This window comes from Paenibacillus liaoningensis (assembly GCF_059609455.1).
The window spans coordinates 154092-170861 of the sequence record NZ_JCAALU010000010.1 but is presented as its reverse complement, the minus strand read 5'-3'; the positions used below and the strand labels follow the sequence as shown (position 1 = coordinate 170861).

15 protein-coding genes are annotated in these 16770 nt (G+C 48.6%); 5 read left to right on the top strand and 10 right to left on the bottom strand.

Annotated elements, in window-relative coordinates:
- Window positions 1-211 precede the first annotated feature (211 nt).
- Complete coding sequence (locus tag AC6B99_RS16630; RefSeq protein WP_056032272.1) at window positions 212-1084, top strand: hypothetical protein; 873 nt, start codon at window positions 212-214, stop codon at window positions 1082-1084.
- A gap of 97 nt (window positions 1085-1181) precedes the next feature.
- Here AC6B99_RS16630 and AC6B99_RS16625 read toward each other — a convergent pair whose 3' ends face one another.
- Window positions 1182-1394, bottom strand: coding sequence for a TM2 domain-containing protein (locus AC6B99_RS16625; RefSeq protein WP_056032274.1), 213 nt, complete (start codon window positions 1392-1394; stop codon window positions 1182-1184).
- 208 nt (window positions 1395-1602) lie between these two features.
- On the opposite strand from AC6B99_RS16625, the gene AC6B99_RS16620 reads away from it, so the two are divergent.
- Together AC6B99_RS16620 and AC6B99_RS16615 are read left to right on the top strand one after the other, a co-directional pair.
- Window positions 1603-2214, top strand: coding sequence for a TetR/AcrR family transcriptional regulator (locus tag AC6B99_RS16620; RefSeq protein ID WP_056032277.1), 612 nt, complete (start codon window positions 1603-1605; stop codon window positions 2212-2214).
- A gap of 40 nt (window positions 2215-2254) precedes the next feature.
- Window positions 2255-3484, top strand: coding sequence for an MFS transporter (locus tag AC6B99_RS16615; protein ID WP_056032280.1), 1230 nt, complete (start codon window positions 2255-2257; stop codon window positions 3482-3484).
- A 185-nt stretch (window positions 3485-3669) separates the two neighbouring features.
- On the opposite strand, the gene AC6B99_RS16610 is transcribed toward AC6B99_RS16615, so the two are convergent.
- A complete protein-coding gene (locus AC6B99_RS16610) occupies window positions 3670-4617 on the bottom strand; it encodes an AraC family ligand binding domain-containing protein (protein ID WP_496663793.1) in 948 nt (315 codons plus the stop codon).
- Between the two features lie 165 nt (window positions 4618-4782).
- Here AC6B99_RS16610 and AC6B99_RS16605 point away from each other — a divergent pair, with 165 nt between their 5' ends.
- Window positions 4783-6081, top strand: coding sequence for an alpha-glucosidase/alpha-galactosidase (locus tag AC6B99_RS16605; RefSeq protein ID WP_496663792.1), 1299 nt, complete (start codon window positions 4783-4785; stop codon window positions 6079-6081).
- 84 nt (window positions 6082-6165) lie between these two features.
- Here the strand turns inward: AC6B99_RS16605 and AC6B99_RS16600 are convergent, their stop codons facing one another.
- From AC6B99_RS16600 to AC6B99_RS16575, 6 genes are all read right to left on the bottom strand, one after another.
- Window positions 6166-7023 carry a class II fructose-bisphosphate aldolase gene (locus AC6B99_RS16600; RefSeq protein WP_056032285.1) on the bottom strand — a complete coding sequence of 286 codons (858 nt, stop codon included), beginning with the start codon at window positions 7021-7023 and terminating at the stop codon, window positions 6166-6168.
- A gap of 235 nt (window positions 7024-7258) precedes the next feature.
- Window positions 7259-7735 carry an HPP family protein gene (locus AC6B99_RS16595; protein WP_056032287.1) on the bottom strand — a complete coding sequence of 159 codons (477 nt, stop codon included), beginning with the start codon at window positions 7733-7735 and terminating at the stop codon, window positions 7259-7261.
- A 261-nt stretch (window positions 7736-7996) separates the two neighbouring features.
- Complete coding sequence (locus AC6B99_RS16590) at window positions 7997-8788, bottom strand: hypothetical protein (RefSeq protein ID WP_056032289.1); 792 nt, start codon at window positions 8786-8788, stop codon at window positions 7997-7999.
- A gap of 98 nt (window positions 8789-8886) precedes the next feature.
- Window positions 8887-10026 carry a toxic anion resistance protein gene (locus AC6B99_RS16585; protein WP_056032291.1) on the bottom strand — a complete coding sequence of 380 codons (1140 nt, stop codon included), beginning with the start codon at window positions 10024-10026 and terminating at the stop codon, window positions 8887-8889.
- A 39-nt stretch (window positions 10027-10065) separates the two neighbouring features.
- A complete protein-coding gene (locus AC6B99_RS16580; protein WP_496663791.1) occupies window positions 10066-11754 on the bottom strand; it encodes a vWA domain-containing protein in 1689 nt (562 codons plus the stop codon).
- 13 nt (window positions 11755-11767) lie between these two features.
- Window positions 11768-12514, bottom strand: a complete 747-nt coding sequence (locus tag AC6B99_RS16575; protein ID WP_494882822.1) for a hypothetical protein — start codon at window positions 12512-12514, stop codon at window positions 11768-11770.
- 330 nt (window positions 12515-12844) lie between these two features.
- Here AC6B99_RS16575 and AC6B99_RS16570 point away from each other — a divergent pair, with 330 nt between their 5' ends.
- Window positions 12845-13747 carry a class I SAM-dependent methyltransferase gene (locus AC6B99_RS16570; RefSeq protein ID WP_056032300.1) on the top strand — a complete coding sequence of 301 codons (903 nt, stop codon included), beginning with the start codon at window positions 12845-12847 and terminating at the stop codon, window positions 13745-13747.
- Window positions 13748-13800: 53 nt separating this feature from the next.
- Here the strand turns inward: AC6B99_RS16570 and AC6B99_RS16565 are convergent, their stop codons facing one another.
- Together AC6B99_RS16565 and AC6B99_RS16560 are read right to left on the bottom strand one after the other, a co-directional pair.
- Window positions 13801-14952: a response regulator gene (locus tag AC6B99_RS16565; RefSeq protein ID WP_496663790.1), complete on the bottom strand. Its 1152-nt coding sequence runs from the start codon at window positions 14950-14952 to the stop codon at window positions 13801-13803.
- Window positions 14933-16744, bottom strand: coding sequence for a sensor histidine kinase (locus tag AC6B99_RS16560; RefSeq protein ID WP_496663789.1), 1812 nt, complete (start codon window positions 16742-16744; stop codon window positions 14933-14935). Before AC6B99_RS16560 ends, AC6B99_RS16565 begins: the two co-directional genes overlap by 20 nt.
- Between the last annotated feature and the right edge of the window lie 26 nt (window positions 16745-16770).

Below are 16770 nucleotides of genomic sequence, written 5' to 3'. Positions count from 1 at the left end.
CGCGCCGCCAGCGCCATACGGACGGTGAATGGGAGGCGCCGCCTCACTCGCGCAAGACAGCGGAATGATGATCTCCTTCCTTATGCTAATGACCCTCCCAGCCTCACCACAAGTGCACGCACGGTCGCCAAGATGCTGGATGGGCCATTTTTATGCTAAACTGGTTGTACCTAAAACAATTTAGCCGGAATGACGGAAAGGCGGGAATATGATGGAGTATGCGTTTGTAATTGAACCGCAAAATTACCAGCTCTTTGAAAATGATGAGGAACAGGTGGAGAAATGCCAGGAGTGGGGCCTGCTTTCAGGGAAAGCCAGCAAAACAAAAACCTTTTATTATAAAGGCCACGGCCTGAATATCGTTTGCAGCATCGTCGGTTTCGTCGATAAAATGACCGCCGTCATACAGCTCGGCAACGATCAGCTGCACTGCATCCATCCTTCGTACCTGAAGGAAATGCAAGCGGCAAGCTATGGCGCGAAGCATGCGGCCGGCGTCGAGGCTGACGAGACTGGCGAGGAAGCTGCAATTAATGAAACAGAAGCCGTTGAAGCGCAAGCTGTAGAAAACGGCACTGACGTTAACAGCGATTTCGCAGCCGTGGGCGAGAGCGATGCGGGTTCGGCCAAGACGGTCGAGGAAATGCTTGCGGAAGCAGGCTTTGCTTTCGACTCGGTCGAAAGTGCAGCAGCGATTCCAGAAGCAGTAGAGGAAGCGGCGGACAAGGCGGAGCAAGCGGAAGAAAAACCGAAAAGCAAAGCCAAAAAAGAAAAAGCGCCGAAGCTGGAGCTGCCGGAGGACAAGGTTAAAATGATCGCGACCGTTAAGGAGTTTACGACGGTGCCGAACCATTTTTCCGATAATGATGATGAGGTTGTCATTTATGAGGCCGTGTCCATCACTGAACAAGGAACGCTCGTGGGCGAAGCCTGGTCCAGCCATAGCGCCACGCTCAAAAAACAGGAGCTGGAAGTAGGCGATGTTATCACCTTCGAGGCTAAAATTGTAGCCAAAAAGCTGACCAAGCATCCCGTTCCTTATAAAATCAACAACCCCGCGAAAATTAAAAAAGAAGAGGCTTGAATATAAGGGCAGCATCAGCACAGCCTACTTAAATACGCAGACGCAAAAAAGAGCTCCTTTGAGAGCTCTTTTTCCCTTTTTACCTATAAAATGATCGTTATGCTTTAATTTCACGGCCTTCTGAATCTTTAAATGCGCCGCAAATGATCATAATTAAGTCGATTAGTGTCCAGATACCAAAGCAACCCAATGTAATCAGCATCAAAATGCCTGTTCCCACTTTTCCCGCATAAAAACGATGAATGCCGAAAGATCCTAAAAAGAAACATAACAATATTGCTGCTACAAAAGATTTATCACTCTTTACCACTTGTAAATCCCTCCATTATATATTCTACTCTTCCATTATCGGCATATGGCCAGAAATTCTTTACATATAACATGAAAATGTTAATAAAATATTTGGTATTTCTTTAACTATATAACCCTCTTAACCTCTCATTTGCATTTCCCCTGATTATTTTGCTATTATTATAGAACGAACGTTCAGTATAATTAACAGAAAGGGGCAGCGCCTCATGAACAAGAAACAGCTGCAAAGCGAGCAAACGAAGAAGAAAGTCGCAAGTGCCGCGCGGGCGCTTTTCGCCCAGAAGGGCTATAAAGGGACTTCGATTGAAGACATTGTAGAGGCGACCGAAAGCAGTAAGGGCAATATTTATTACCATTTTAAAAGCAAGGAAGGCTTGTTTCTCTATCTTTTAGAGGAATGGGATTTGGAATGGGAGCAAAAATGGAATGAGCAGCAGGCGCTCTATGAGACGTCCACCGAAAAGCTGTACGCCATTGTCGAGCAAAGTGTAATGGATGATTTTAGCCATCCGCTTACGAAAGCGGCCGATGAATTTTTCAACCATGAGGAGAAAACCACTGAGGTTGAGAAACGGATGACGGTCATGATTGACCGGCATTTGGAATTCAACAAGCGCCTCATTCAGGAAGGCATTGATCGCGGCGAATTAGAGCCGATGCAGGTTGAGCATTTGGCGATTATATTGGAAAGCTTGTTTTTCGGCTTGAATCAATTGTCCAGACGCTCCTATGCGATGGATGAGGTTTTGACCATTTACAGAACCGCTATAAAGGTTGTTCTTTATGGCATCGCAACCTCTAAGCAGCACCAAACCTAATCATTAAAACAACCTAGATCAGGGTGAAAGGATTTTAACCATGTCATTATTACTACGGAACAGAGGAGCTATACTCCTTCTGATGGGCAATATTTTGCTCGTATTTACAGGCATTGGGCTCGTCATTCCCGTTATGCCTGCCTATATGCGAGAGCTGGATTTGAACGGAAGCATACTTGGCTTCATGGTAGCAGCCTTTTCCTTGGCCCAATTATTATTTTCCCCGCTTGCAGGCAGGCTCTCCGATTCTTTCGGCCGAAAAAAAATGATCGTCGCAGGCGTTACGCTGTTCGCGCTCTCAGAATGGATGTTTGGCGCGGTCAGCGAGCCGTGGCTGCTGTTTGTTTCACGCATACTTGGCGGAGTCGGGGCCGCGTTCAGCATGCCTTCGATTATGGCTTACGTCGCTGACGTTACTAGCAACGAAGAACGCGCCAAAGGCATGGGCTATATCAATGCCGCGATTACGACCGGATTTATTATTGGTCCCGGCATCGGAGGTTATTTAGCCGAATTTGGCGTTCGCGTCCCTTTTTATGTAGCGGGCATCGCCGGCGGGGTGGCCGCCATCGTTACGCTGCTTGTTTTGCCAGAATCCAAGGCGAAGGCCGCTCCAACGGCTGCCGCTTTAGCCCCCTCTAAGGCTAAGGCCTCAGCCTCGGCTTCGGCTGGCGAACCCAGCTTTATGTCCCAGCTGCTGACGTCTTATAAGCAGCCGTATTTTTTCAGCTTAATCATCGTGCTTGTCGCCTCGTTCGGACTTGCGAATTATGAGACGGTATTCGGCTTGTACGTTGACCATCGCTTCGGCTTTACAGCAACCGACATCGCTTTTATTATTACGTTCGGCTCGATCGCGGGCGCGGTTGTGCAGGTCACGATTTTCGGCTGGATTTTGAATCGGTTTGGCGAGCAGAACGTCATTACGTGGTCGTTGTTTATTGCGGGCCTATTCGTTCTGCTGATGTTATTGACCAACAACTACTGGATGGTGTTCGTGGTCACTTTCTTTCTGTTCCTGTCGGTCGATATTTTGCGCCCAGCCATCGGCACCCAAATTTCCAAAATGGCAAATGACCAGCAAGGCTACCTCGCTGGCTTGAACTCCGCTTTTACGAGTCTCGGAAACATTCTTGGCCCGATCACTGCGGGCGTGCTGTTTGATATGAATATCAACTTCCCGTATGCCTCCGCTGGCATCGTGCTCCTGCTGTGCTTCCTTCTGTCCATGCGGGCTGGGAAAAAGAAAGCTGTCCCCGCTCGCGGTTAGAGCCGCGCATCGTTTGCAGGCGGGAGCGATTCTGTTTAGCATCGCCTGTCATCAAAGCAAAGCAAGCTGCCGCATGCTGTGAAGCACGGCGCTTGCTATCTCGCATTCTATGGGTGAGTTTTGGCTTAATCGCCAAAGCCCACCCTTTTTTTATTAAGAGATGCGCTTTGACCAATCCCATTCTCTTACAGCTTGCCCTGCTGCTCCTCCAGCAGCTCTCGCGTTCGGCGCGGCGATTGGCCGATGACCTTTTTGAACATTTTGGAGAAAAGAAAGGGATCGGTGTAGCCCACCGAGCGGGAAATATCGCTCACCGACAGCTGCTTGCTGCTCAGCAGCTCCACTGCCCGATTCATTCGAAATTGCAGCAAAAACGCTTGCAGCGATAGGTCAAACTGCTGCTTGAACAAGCTGGACAAATAGGTACGATCCAAGCCAACAGCGTGAGCGATTTGCTCAACCGTTGTTTTCTGGCTGTAGTTATTTTCGATATAGGTAATCGCCTCATTGATATAGGTTTCCTTGGAGTTCGCACGGAGCGGCTGCGCATCCACTAATGCAGGGTCTGCACATTCCATCAACTCTCCAATTAGCCGGTACAAAATGCTCTGGTACAAAATGTCCCGACAGCCCGTTTCATGGGCATTCACAAGCTCCTGATGGCTAGTGTCAAACCAATTGGCACAATCACTATTCTCTCTATTGCTCTCCCCTCTCCTCTCACAGCTCTCACTCTCGCTCTCGCTCTGGCCCCGGCTATGGCCTTCCCCTGTCCTCTTGGCGCGAAATATCGGCTGCGATACACTGAGCCCCGCCCGCCGCATAAACGCCCTTGCGTGAAGCCCATCAAAGCCCACCCACGAGTAGACCCAAGGGTCAGCCTCATCCGCTGTATAATGGACAATCGCGCCCGGCGTTATGAGAAAGCCCTGACCTTGTGTCAGCCGGTACGTCTCTCCTCCGGTACTAAATTCACCTGAGCCGCTGATCACATAATGGATAATATACAAGTCGCGCAAGCCCGGGCCCCAGCTATGTCTAGGCTCACATTCTTCCTTGCCAAAAAAACGCAAAAACAGCTCCATCTGCCGCTGCGGCGTCTCCCGGTTATGTCTGACTTCGGTCAGAGGCATTCTACATCCCCCCTCATTATGACAGGTAATAGTATAATATGATGAATAAAATCATGAAATGTAAAGGCATTATGACAGGTTTAACAGGAATTACTCCATGTTCCTGCTTCCGCTTCGGGGCTATAGTTAAGGAGTCAAAGCTATTCATAAACGGAGGCGAATTCATTGGCAAAAATAACGTTCCTTGGTGCGGGCAGTACTGTTTTTGTGAAAAATGTATTGGGTGATGTCATGCTTACAGAAGCACTGCAAGGCTTCGAGCTAGCTTTGTTTGATATTGATGGCGGCCGGCTGCGTGAATCCGAGCAGCTGCTGCTGAACATGAAGGAGTCGCTCGGAAGCAGCTGCGTCATTAAAGCGTATACCGACCGCAAGGAGGCGCTTCGCGGCGCTAAATATGTCGTCAATGCGATTCAGGTCGGCGGTTACGATCCTTGCACGATAACCGATTTCGAAATTCCGAAAAAATACGGCTTGCGCCAGACGATTGCCGATACGGTTGGCATCGGCGGCATTTTCCGCAATCTGCGGACGATTCCGGTCGTGCTTGATTTTGCAGCAGATATTCAGGAGGTTTGTCCAGACGCCTTGTTCCTCAACTACACCAATCCAATGGCGGTATTGACGAATGTGCTCATTTCACAAGGCGGCTTGCAGGCTGTAGGACTGTGCCACAGCGTACAAGTATGTGTACCGGGTCTATTCGAACATCTGGGCATCGATACGGCAGGTGTCAAAACGAGGATTGCCGGCATTAACCATATGGCTTGGCTGCTGGAAGCAACGAAGGACGGCGTCGATTTGTACCCGGAAATTAAACGGCGCGCGGCGGAAAAACAAGCGGAGCAGCACCACGATATGGTACGCTACGAGCTCATGCTGAAATTCGGCTATTATGTTACAGAATCTTCCGAGCATAATGCTGAATACCACCCGTATTTTATTAAACGAAACTATCCAGATCTGATTGAACGCTTCAATATTCCGCTTGATGAGTACCCGCGCCGCTGCATTGAGCAAATCAAAGGCTGGGAAGAAAGACGCGATTCAATGCTTGCCAACAAGAAGATTGAGCATACGCGCAGCCGCGAATATGCTTCACATATTATGGAAGCAATCGAAACGAATAATCCTTATAAAATCGGCGGCAATGTGATGAACACTGGCCTTATTACGAACCTGCCGAAGGAAGCCTGCGTCGAGGTGCCTTGCTTGGTTGACCGTTCCGGCGTGACGCCAACCTATGTTGGCGACCTGCCGCCGCAGCTGGCCGCGTTAAACCGCACGAATATTAATACACAGCTGCTCACGATTGAAGCCGCCAAAACATTGAAGCGCGAGCATATTTATCACGCCGCTCTGCTGGACCCGCATACGTCGGCGGAATTGTCGATGGACGACATTGTCTCGCTTTGCGATGAGCTGATTGAAGCGCATGGCAGCTGGCTTCCGTCGTATCGTTAAGAAAAGAGTAAGGTATACAGCAAAAAAGGGTTAGTCCAACTGCATGCAGCAGCCGGACCAGCCCTTTTTCATTTATATATAGGCTTACGCTTTGTTGGAAGAACCGAACTCGCGAATTTTGCCCATAACGGTTTGTTTGATCGCTTCACGGCCTGGAGCCAAAAATTTACGTGGATCGAATACTTCGGAATCCGAAGTCAGGATTTCACGAGCAACTTTAGTGAACGCGATTTGGTTTTCAGTGTTAACGTTGATTTTAGCTGTTCCAAGGGAAATGGATTTTTTGATTTGCTCAGTAGGGATACCAGTACCACCGTGCAATACCAATGGCAGCTTGATTGTTTGGCAAATTTCTTCCATTTCTTTGAAGCCCAGGTTTGGTTCGCCTTTGTAAGGACCGTGAACGGAACCAAGTGCTGGAGCTAGGCAATCGATACCTGTAAGCTCAACGAGTTGTTTACACTCTTGTGGATCAGCGTAGATAACGCCATCAGCAATAACGTCATCCTCTTGTCCGCCAACTGTTCCCAGTTCTGCTTCAACAGAAATGCCGCGCTCGTGAGCATATTCAACAACTTGCTTCGTTGTTTTTACGTTTTCTTCAAATGGGGAATGGGAAGCATCGATCATAACGGAAGTGAAGCCTGCATCGATTGCTTCTTTACATTTTTCGAAGCTGGAACCGTGGTCCAAGTGAATCGCAACTGGAACTGTGATTTTCATTTCTTCGATTAGGGATTTAACGATTGCAGTAACAACCTTGAAACCGCCCATGTAACGTGCTGCGCCTTCAGAAACGCCCAAAATAACTGGGGATTTTTCTTCTTGAGCTGCGCCCAAAATTGCTTGCGTCCACTCCAGGTTGTTGATGTTGAATTGACCAACCGCGTAACCTTCTTTTAAACCTTTGTTCAACATGTCTTTCATCGAAACCAATGCCATGATAAATCCTCCTTCAGTGTAGTTGCAATTTAATGAATAGAACTTTCAATCATGCCCATTGATCTACAGCTTAAAACAACGCTTATAAACGACAGATCTATAAGCATGAACGGAATAATTTTATCCTTGTTCACATTCCTCATCTAATACTATATGTTATCACAAATTATATTATAAAACTACCTGCCCTGCGAGTGAATACTTTTCACACAATTGATAAGAATTTATAAATGAATTATTCCGGTTCAACAGATACACCATTTCTTTTGGTCAGGGAAAACAACGGGCTTAGCCGTTTCTCCGCCCATTCGGCAAGGAATAAAATCAGCATCAAGCCGAGCAGAGCCGCGCATACGGAAATCGGAATGAGCCAAAGATGCGTCGAGTGGGAAAAGAACGGTATGAGTGACACCGCCACAATAGGCGGAGCATTCCATTTAAATTTGGTAATCATCCAGATTGTGATCAACACATTCACGAATAAGGAAATCGCGCTTGGATAGATGAAGAAAAGCAGCGTACCGACGATTGACGAAATAAACGCGCCTAATGTAATTTTGCTGATCTCCGTATAACGGAATGACCGGGAAACGAACAGGAAGCTGAAAGCCCCCAAAGTAGGGAAAAATAAAGTATCGAGAAACGTAAAATGCAAGGAAAGCCAATAAATAAGCATAACGTAGGCGCCGATTGCGATCATTTTTAGATTCATTTTAAACCAATAAACCTCCAGTCAAAATTGCCAGCGGATTAGCTGAGTGTTCTGCATGGAATACTGGCAGTTTTGTTGTGCCTGCTTCATTCTATTAAGTTTCTCAAGAGGTGTCAATGCTGTGAACCGTCTGCCAAACGACAAAAGAGCACCTTTACGGTACTCTTCTCGTCTAACTGATTTTTTGTTTCTGAATCCGCCTAATCCGCTCGGGTCGATGCATGTATTTGCACCCAGACCGGGCGTCCAGCTATGCCGCTTTTAGGCTTCTCTTCCGAACACCTCAAACTGCGTTAAAGCCGGGAAAGGTGAAGGATCGGATGATTTTTTCAATTCGCTTAGCGTTACATGGTCAATCGCTCTGGATTCCAGCAGAATCGTTTGTGGTTTATGGGTTTTGATCAGGCTGGCCTGATGCGAGCTGCCATCCGAAAACGTCAGCGTCACATTTTCCCAATAATTATCATGTGGAAAATCGGCTCGCAGCGTTAAGACGACCTTGTCTACGACTACGGTGCGTCCGAAATCAATTGATATAGCCGCATCCGCTCTCTGGTTAATTCCCCATGATTCATAAGGCCATTCGCCATGCGAGTCATTCGCGGCATTCCCATTAATGGCGTTCCGTGCCGCAAATACGGCCTCTCCCCGCGTCTCGACATTAGCGGTAGCATGAGGGAAACAAGTGTCGTTGGCATGCTGGTCATATTCATTTTTCGCTACATTTTTGTAAGCGCCTATTTCCTCGTCGGTTGCCAGGCGAGCAGTCAGCACATGGATGTCGCCCGTAAACGATTTAGGTGAGTAAGATACTCTTTTTTCATCAAAAGGAATGATGTAGCGGTACTCCTCGCCCTTCAAATAAATGAAGGCCGGATTGATCGAATCCTCCAGCTGAATGACCAGATGCACATTGGCCCTCGAGCTTTTGAGAACGATTACATTTCCAGGCTCGTAAGCTTGCTTGTACACCAAATATACCTGTTCGCTGTCCGTACGGGTCTCAAGCACCGCTCCGTCGGCATTTTGAATCTCTAGGGATAAGTTAATCATCGCTTATTCTCCATTCTTTATGATAGTTCAGGAAATGATTACTTGAAAAAAAAGAGCAGGGGCTCTTCACACTTACTGCCCCTGCTCTCCATCCTCTTCTACAATCCCAGCCTCTGTCCCTTCTCCAGCCGCTGAATTTGCACCTCGCCGGTATCCGCCAGCTCTCTGAACTGCTGGATCGTTTGGCGCATTTTAGGCAGCGCCTCCTGCTTGTAGGTGCTGATCGAGTCCATCGCCGAAAGCACATCAGCGAAAGCCGTCTTTAGCGTATCGACGGAGATATTCGCTTCCATCGATTGCTTTTGGATCGCGGCTCCTTGGTTTTTCAGCATTTTGGAGGTGCCGCTGATCAGGCTATCGGTCGTCTGATTCAGCAGCTCGATTTTTTGCAGGACGATTCGTTGGTTGTAGAGCGCGCTGGCTACGGTAACGGAGATTTTCAGCGCCGAAACGGTGACGTTTCTCGCCCGATCTACCCCGCGGATCAGCTCCTTGTTGTTGCGCATGACAACCTCAATCGCCATAATGCCCTGCTGGTTCACGACGAGCATCTGCTGCAAATCCATGACGCGCTGGCGAAGCGGGAACAGTACCTCCTCGGTTATGAAACGGATTTTATCCTCCGACTCCTGACGTGACTTGGCTGCTGCAATCTGCGCTTCAATGCCTTCATCCATCAGCATGCCAAGCTGGATTTCCTTCTGCAGCTTCTTCGTCAGCTCGCGAAGCGCGTGCTGTTCCAGTTCCAGCGTAGTGTTGTCATTTTTAAGTATCGTACTGCCTTTGTCCAGCGATAAAATGATGCCCGAAATGACCGTATCCGCCTTCTGGTATTTCGCAAAATAACGCCGCAGCGGATTAAAAAACATGCCGAGCACGCCGCTTTTGGCAAAATCGACGACGCTAGGGTCCAAATCCTTGAGCTGGATGTGCAGCTCCGTCAAGCCTTTCGCCACTTGGCCGCCCTCATCGCCCGTTTGAGACAAATGGCCAACCGCCACCTGCAGCAGCGAATTTTTCTCCGAGGAAGATCTCATCGACTGAATGCCAAACTGGTCAATCGATTGCAAAATCGCCTTCCGTTTTTCGAGTGAATCCAAATCCAGCTCTAAAATCGTCGACACATTGCTCGTCGCCAGCTCCCGCAGCTGGGTGACTTCCTCAGGCTCAGGCTTTACCTGCTCTTCAATGACCGATTTCAGCTTCTCCTCACTGACCACTTCCATCGTAAATGACATGGCTACCCCTCCTCCTCAACATAAAACGGTACTGTAAAATTACATTTGAACGTTCAGCAGGTTTCCAATTTTATAGACGACATCGTCGGTATCGGCGTTAATGCTTGCCGCCTCGTTAATGCTCGAAATGCTTTGCAGCGCCTTAATATTCGCGTTGTAGCCAATGGTGTAAATCGGAATTTTGTACGTTTCGATAAGCCCTTTTATATCCTTCAGCGAATGCCCTTCATTCGTCTCCCCATCGCTTAGCACAAAAATGAGCGGCTTCACATCCGGGTTCACAGCAAGCTCATCTTGCAGCATTTTCATGGCAACGACGATGCCGTCGAAGGTCGCCGTTCCTCCGCTCGCCTGCAAGCTATTGATTGCGCCAACAAACATCGATTGATGGTTGGTGTCGTATTTTCCGATTGGCAGGTTGATTGCCACGTCACTGGAATACGAAACGAACCCGATGCTGTTGTTTCTGCCCAAAAATTTCTGCCCCTTAAGCAGCGATTCCTTCAAGCGATTAAGCGGCTCGCCGCCCATGCTGCCCGAAATATCGGCTACAAAAACAGCGGCAATCGGCTTGCTTCCATCCTTCTTTTCCTTCCAAAGCTTCTGCGCGGAAGCCAGCGTTTTGCCGTTCACAGCTTCCATCTCGGACTTGTAGTCATTCAGGCCATTAAAGCCTTTTTCCTCAGCAGCCTTCTGGTATTTATCCTGCGTAACAAAATCGGCGAACTTCTGGATAATGTCCTGCTTATCCTTCGGCAGCTTGCCGAGCGCATACAGCGGGCTGTCATGTCTGACGCCGAAAGGCGTAAACACGTAACCGCTCTGGAAATCCGCCGCATTCACATAGGTTTGATATTCCAGTACAAAAGCATCTAGCATCCCCGTCTTAGCAGCCTCACGCATTTGCAGTGTAGTCGAGGCAAGGAATGGAACATTGGCCTGGAACTTCTCAAAGCCTTGCACCGCCTTCTCGCCCAGCAGCTCTTGGCTGTCAAACGTCGCGAGGGACGTCACTAAAAAGTTGAGGCCCGTTGAGCTGGCAAAAGGGTCGGTATAGCCCATCGCCACCTGATTGCTTGCAATGGCATCGGTCAGCGTCTTCACATTAAGCGAGCCATATTCGGCAATCAATTCATCATATTTCGCTTGAGTGGATACGATTCCCGCTACATTGCCTACGAGCCGTTTAGACACGAGCTTCGTTTGAACGCCACTCGCTGCGACCATCTCGCCCCACAGCTCGTTGGAAGGGGTGAACGCATCTGGCACATATTTGCCTGAACGGATATAATCCGTTGCAGTGCCAGAAGCAATATTGCGGATTTTGACCGAAGCCGTTTTCCCATTCACTTTAATCTTCGCTTGATTAAAAGCGGTGGCGACATCGTTCAGCCAGCCATCCATTTCCGTACCTGATTTCTCGGTGGAGGAAAAAATTTCGACGAATTGGTCTGTCGTATTTTCAACCGATACGGGGAACTTCGAAATATCCGGCAAGGAGTCGCCGACATCGGCAGGATCAAGGTCGATCTGTCCTTTGACCGGCTCCGCAGTCGTAACTGAAATGCCTTGGTAAAGCTTATTCAGCTGCTTGCTGGCATCTTCCGACGAAATCTGCGTATCCGTCTTGCCTATGTTCGAGGTCAAGCTAATCCCAAAGTAAACGAGAGCAAAAACAACAATCGCAATAAGTGCCAAAACTACAAAAGCTTTTCCTTTACTCGCCATCTGCGTCACCTTCTCATTGTTGATATAATTTGGTTTGCTTTATTAATACATCGATCTCCTTCATGCAGGGCATTTCCTCGACCGTCCGATAATCTGTGCTCCCTAGCAGTGAAATTTCGAGAGCCAAGCGGTCCAGCTTCAGCAAAATCTCTTCATTCGCTCCCAGATAACCGGACACGTAGTCCAGGTATTGCTGGTAAAGCTCTATTTTTTCCTGCATCAGCTTATTCGAGAACTTCCCCGTGCTCCGCTGCCGTTCCAAGGAGGCAAACTCAGCAGCATCGAACACGCCGAGCTTATTCAGCATCCCTTTAATATTCAAGTAAAAAAGCTTCTCGACCTCAACGATGACGGAGTCGAATTTCTTGTAGCTGATTTCCGTCTGCTCAAATCTTTGACCAAGAATATCGGACAAGATCGCTCTCTTCTTCGCTATCCGTTCCAGTTGGTCGAGGGCCACGGCGATATCCTTGTGCAGCACTTTGACATTTTTGTAATAGGAAAGCGCCGCCATGAAATCCTCACGTGTTGCAATCGAACGGAGCTGCGGCACCGAAGCCGGCTTGAGCAGCAGCGTATAGCTTCCGTAAGTCAGAACCAGAAAGCTGCTGAACAATAAGGTTACGCCTGAAGCGGTTGCAAGAACACTTTCACCCCCTATAACCACCCCGACAAGCCCCGGTGACAAAATAACGATATTTAGGGCTACAACTCCGCCAATGAGTCCGAGCAGCTTCAAAAATTTCGAATTATTCCCCATAAATAATTCCTCCACGAATGCGGTAACTTGTCTCCATTTGTAAAAAAACAGCAGCATCATTCGTCTGCCTATTTAATTTTAACAGAGAATAACCGAACAAGCTCCTAAATGTTGCTAATCTTGCTTTAGATTCTATTTATACTCTAAGTACTTCCACGTTATTTGTCCGGTTCCATTTTATTTTTGAGTATGTCTTGAAACACGTCACTGTGCTTGAGGCGAAAAAAGAGAATTTGCTTTTCGTTCCGTTAAAGGTTATTGTAGATATACAGAGTCTTTAAAGTCTACGAAATGAAAACCATATTATAATTAAGGAAGGAATGACGAGATATGAGCAATGACTTGTTTAATGCAGCTGTGTGGGAGAAAGCTTGGACGGAGGACCCGAACGCGACGGGCAATAAAATGAAGAAGGCCGGCATTGGCCGTACATCCTTTGACCATAAAGCAAAGATCTTTAATGCAGAGGTATTCAGTGCAGAAGGAAGACATAGAAGCGAGCGAATTATTCGCTGGATAGAAGGGCAAGGTGTGGACTTCCAAGGGCTGTCCGTACTCGATATCGGAGCTGCCTCGGGCGGTTTTACGGTGCCCTTCGTTGACCGAGGAGCACGCGTGACAGCTGTGGAGCCTAATGTTCCGTTAAGCGAGCTGTTCAGGGAGAATACAGCAAGGTTTGATCAGGGGCAAGTAGAGCTAGTACATGATGTGTTTGAAGAGCTGGATATTGACGCAAGGGGCTGGAACAACGCCTATGATCTCGTATTTGTGTCCATGTGCCCAGTCATTGTCGATTGGGAAAGCGTGGAACGGGTGCTCAGTACCGCTCGCAAATATTGCTACATTAGTGTAGGTGCAGGGCCTAGAGAGCATAGCCTGCTCCAAGCCATTCTTCCTTTGCTGACGGGCCGCGAGGTTCATCCGGAAAGCTCGGATATGGCCTACTTGACCCACCTGCTCTATTTGAAGGGTTATTCGTTTGAATCCATTATTACGAAAGAAACCAAAACGACCGAGTCCACTTATGAAGAGGCCATAGAGGAAGTCATGCAAGCGCTGAAAACCCATAATCTGAATCCTGATGAGTCTACCCGCCAAACCGTTACCGAATATGTGCATCGTACTTATCCTGACGGCAAAGTGGTCATACATCAGAGCGGACGTTATGGCAAGGTGCTGATCCGGCTGCAGGAGCTGAATATGTATACAAGACCGGAAACTGTTAGAGCATAGGTCAGCGTGCGTCAACGTAGGCCGAGGTCATACCTTTCATTATATACCTTTCATTATTTTGCGTTATCAGATAATTCACTGACCAGAGAATCGTACAAAAGGAGCAACGCTTTGGATGGACGAATGCCGAGCTCTTTTTTGATCAATCTCACATAGTCGGTGTATTGGGCTGTAAGCCCCTTCTTGTTTCCGTCCTGCGCATGCTTGCGGAGCAGCAAGCTCAGGACGGATTCATCAAGGGGATTTTGTGCATAAAGCTTTAGCAGCAGCTTCGATGCTGCGGCCGTATTGGAGAGAACGAAGAGTGTCTCCACTACATTTTTGACGAACGAGGTGTAAAGCTCTGCCAGCCGCTCTGTCTCGTGTATAGCCCAGACGTAGGCTTTGCTGCCGAACAGCTCCCCCGTGTAGAGCCTTTCCACGTTCAGCGCGTCCTCCACAGTAGCGGCGTCAACCTGCTTAAACTTTACCGCATGACGCTCGAACTCTTCAAAATCAATTATGGCATCTGCTAGTTCCAGTGCGTAGCCGTCGTTTTCCGAGCGAATAGCATCCCGAAGCGCTAACGGCTCTAATGATTTGCGGAGCTGATAAACCGTCGTATTCAAATACTTTTCAGCATTTACACTCGTCATCCCGGCAAAAATATCTGCAACGAGCCTGGCACGCGAAATTCGCTGACCACGGTTCAGCAGCAGGTAGGCAAACAGCTCGGCGCTTTTGCTGGAAATCCATTTTACGCGTCCCCGTTCATTTCGCACGGAAAAGTCGCCTAAAGCTGTAATGCTGACACGGTTCACGTTCTGAATTTGGGCGCTTGCTGTAAGGGAATCCCCTACCATCCTTCTGCTTTCAAGCGCGCGATGAATCGTCCGCTCCAGCCGCTCCTGCGTGACGGGCTTCACCAAATAATCAAGCACTGACAGCTCAAATGCCTCAACCGCATAGTCTTTATGTGAGGTGACGAACACAATTTGCATATTGCTCCCCGCCTTGTCCAGCTTGGAAGCAAACGCAAGTCCGCTGTCGCCCGGCACAGAAATGTCAACGAACGCCAGCTCGACATCGGTATTTTCAGCGAGAAAATCGCCCGCCGCACGCGTATCCGCAAATGCCCCGACAACCTGCAGCTCTGCGTATTTCGCCAGCATTTTCCGCATAATTAAATGCATGACGGGCTCATCGTCAATTAAGATGACTTTCATAAACGTTCACCACCGTTTCCTCGCTGTCGCTTCCAGCCCCGCTGCTAACGGCCCCTCGCAATGTAAACTGGAAAGTCGTTCCTTGCCCGGGCGAGCTTTCGAACCGGAGCATGCCGCCATGCATGCGGAGAAACTCCCGGGTCAATACGAGACCAAATCTCATTTCGCTGCCGTCCTCCCCACTTGCAAAGCCAGGCTCCTTGAAAAAGAGTTCATCATGCCGCAGCAGCCGCGCCGTCTCCTCATCCATTCCGCTCCCGTTGTCGCTAACGGATACCGTTACCACATCATGCTCAATAGAAGCGCTGACCTCGATCTTCCCATTGATATCCGTATATTTAATCGCATTAGACAGCAAATTTCGAAAAATCAGATCCAGCATTTCCTTATCGGCATTCACCGTCAGCTTCCCATCGACAAGCTCGGAAATTTGAATGTTTTTCATCGCCGCTCTGGCCCCTGCCAGCGATAAAGCTTGGCGGACAACCTGCTGCAGGTTCCAGGCCTGCGGCCGGAACGCAACCTCGCCATTTTGACTGCGATACCAGTCCAGCAAATTGTCGACGAGATGGAAGGTGCCGCGTACCTGCCGTCTAATCTCTTGAAATACCTCGGCGCTGGCAATATCGGTATCCGTAGGCTCCTCGCCCAGCAGCTCGGTCAAGCTGACGAGAAGGGCAATGGGGTCGCGAATATCGTGAGCCATCACCGTAAACAGCTTATCTTTAAAGGCGTTCAGTTGGGACAGCTGCTGCGATTTTTCTCGCAGACGCTCCTCATTCTCCTTCAACTCCGTTATATCGCTGAACATCAGCATTTTGCCAATCGGGGTCGTCCCCGTGTCGTAAATATAAGTTAAGCTGCAAATGAAATACATCTGCCGATCGCCAAGCAACAGCTGGAGAGGAAAGCGCTCATCCTGAAAAACCGCTGCCGATATTCGCTGAAGCAATTCGGGACTAGTCGCTAGTATGTCCTTGCCGAAGGCAGGGAAGCTTTTCGTCTGCATTAGCTCGGGAAACACCTCTTCCGCCGCGCGATTATGGTTTACGATCTGATTGTCATAATCCAGCAGTACGACGCCGTCGCGAACGGTATCAAACATTTTGGCATAAGCAAGCGGTGTTAAACGAAGCAGTCCGAACCGAAAAATCCCCCAAGCATAGATGACGCCGGATACAGCGAACCCCAGCGGTGTAAAATCAATGATCGTATTAAACATATAGCCAATATTAAACAGCATCGGCGCGGCCGCTCCGAGAATTAGGAGGACAATCTGCTTCCGCACAATGGGCAACGCTCGTATATACATCGGAATAAACAACAAAATGCCCAGCAGCAAAATCGTATAATTATAAACGCCATGCACCGTATACCACGGGCCTTTTAATGTATTGTACAACGGAACGGTATCGTTCGGGTTCGGAAAATAGCCTTCGTACACAAGATGATGCCACTCATTAGTAAGATGCAGAAGAAATGTGGCCGACGGAATGAGAAAAAGCAGCAGCGCAAGCCACTTTCGGTAAGGGGCTGCAAGCCCGGTAAACTGGATCACCATCAGCAGCCAGAAGGTGGAGACGAAGGGGATGCCTAAATATTCGAACTGAAGTGACCATTTTACGCCGTCCAAGGTAACGCTCAAAATTTCGAAGGCATAGCCAAGCGCATAGCAGGATGCTGCTGCCATCATATAAACCATCGTCCTAGCCACCTGCAAATGGCGTTTGCGATAGGATAGGAACAACACAAACAGCATCAGCGCCGTCGCAAAGCATAGCAATACTGACATCCACAACCTCGTATCCACGACGGCAC

Bases quoted from the DNA above. Each gene is read 5' to 3' on its own strand.
- AC6B99_RS16630 (WP_056032272.1), top strand. From the start codon at position 212: ATGGAGTATGCGTTTGTAATTGAACCGCAAAATTACCAGCTCTTTGAA.
- AC6B99_RS16620 (WP_056032277.1), top strand. From the start codon at position 1,603: ATGAACAAGAAACAGCTGCAAAGCGAGCAAACGAAGAAGAAAGTCGCA.
- AC6B99_RS16615 (WP_056032280.1), top strand. From the start codon at position 2,255: ATGTCATTATTACTACGGAACAGAGGAGCTATACTCCTTCTGATGGGC.
- AC6B99_RS16610 (WP_496663793.1), bottom strand. From the start codon at position 4,617: ATGCCTCTGACCGAAGTCAGACATAACCGGGAGACGCCGCAGCGGCAG.
- AC6B99_RS16600 (WP_056032285.1), bottom strand. From the start codon at position 7,023: ATGGCATTGGTTTCGATGAAAGACATGTTGAACAAAGGTTTAAAAGAA.
- AC6B99_RS16595 (WP_056032287.1), bottom strand. From the start codon at position 7,735: ATGAATCTAAAAATGATCGCAATCGGCGCCTACGTTATGCTTATTTAT.
- AC6B99_RS16590 (WP_056032289.1), bottom strand. From the start codon at position 8,788: ATGATTAACTTATCCCTAGAGATTCAAAATGCCGACGGAGCGGTGCTT.
- AC6B99_RS16585 (WP_056032291.1), bottom strand. From the start codon at position 10,026: ATGTCATTTACGATGGAAGTGGTCAGTGAGGAGAAGCTGAAATCGGTC.
- AC6B99_RS16580 (WP_496663791.1), bottom strand. From the start codon at position 11,754: ATGGCGAGTAAAGGAAAAGCTTTTGTAGTTTTGGCACTTATTGCGATT.
- AC6B99_RS16575 (WP_494882822.1), bottom strand. From the start codon at position 12,514: ATGGGGAATAATTCGAAATTTTTGAAGCTGCTCGGACTCATTGGCGGA.
- AC6B99_RS16570 (WP_056032300.1), top strand. From the start codon at position 12,845: ATGAGCAATGACTTGTTTAATGCAGCTGTGTGGGAGAAAGCTTGGACG.
- AC6B99_RS16565 (WP_496663790.1), bottom strand. From the start codon at position 14,952: ATGAAAGTCATCTTAATTGACGATGAGCCCGTCATGCATTTAATTATG.
- AC6B99_RS16560 (WP_496663789.1), bottom strand. From the start codon at position 16,744: ATGTCAGTATTGCTATGCTTTGCGACGGCGCTGATGCTGTTTGTGTTG.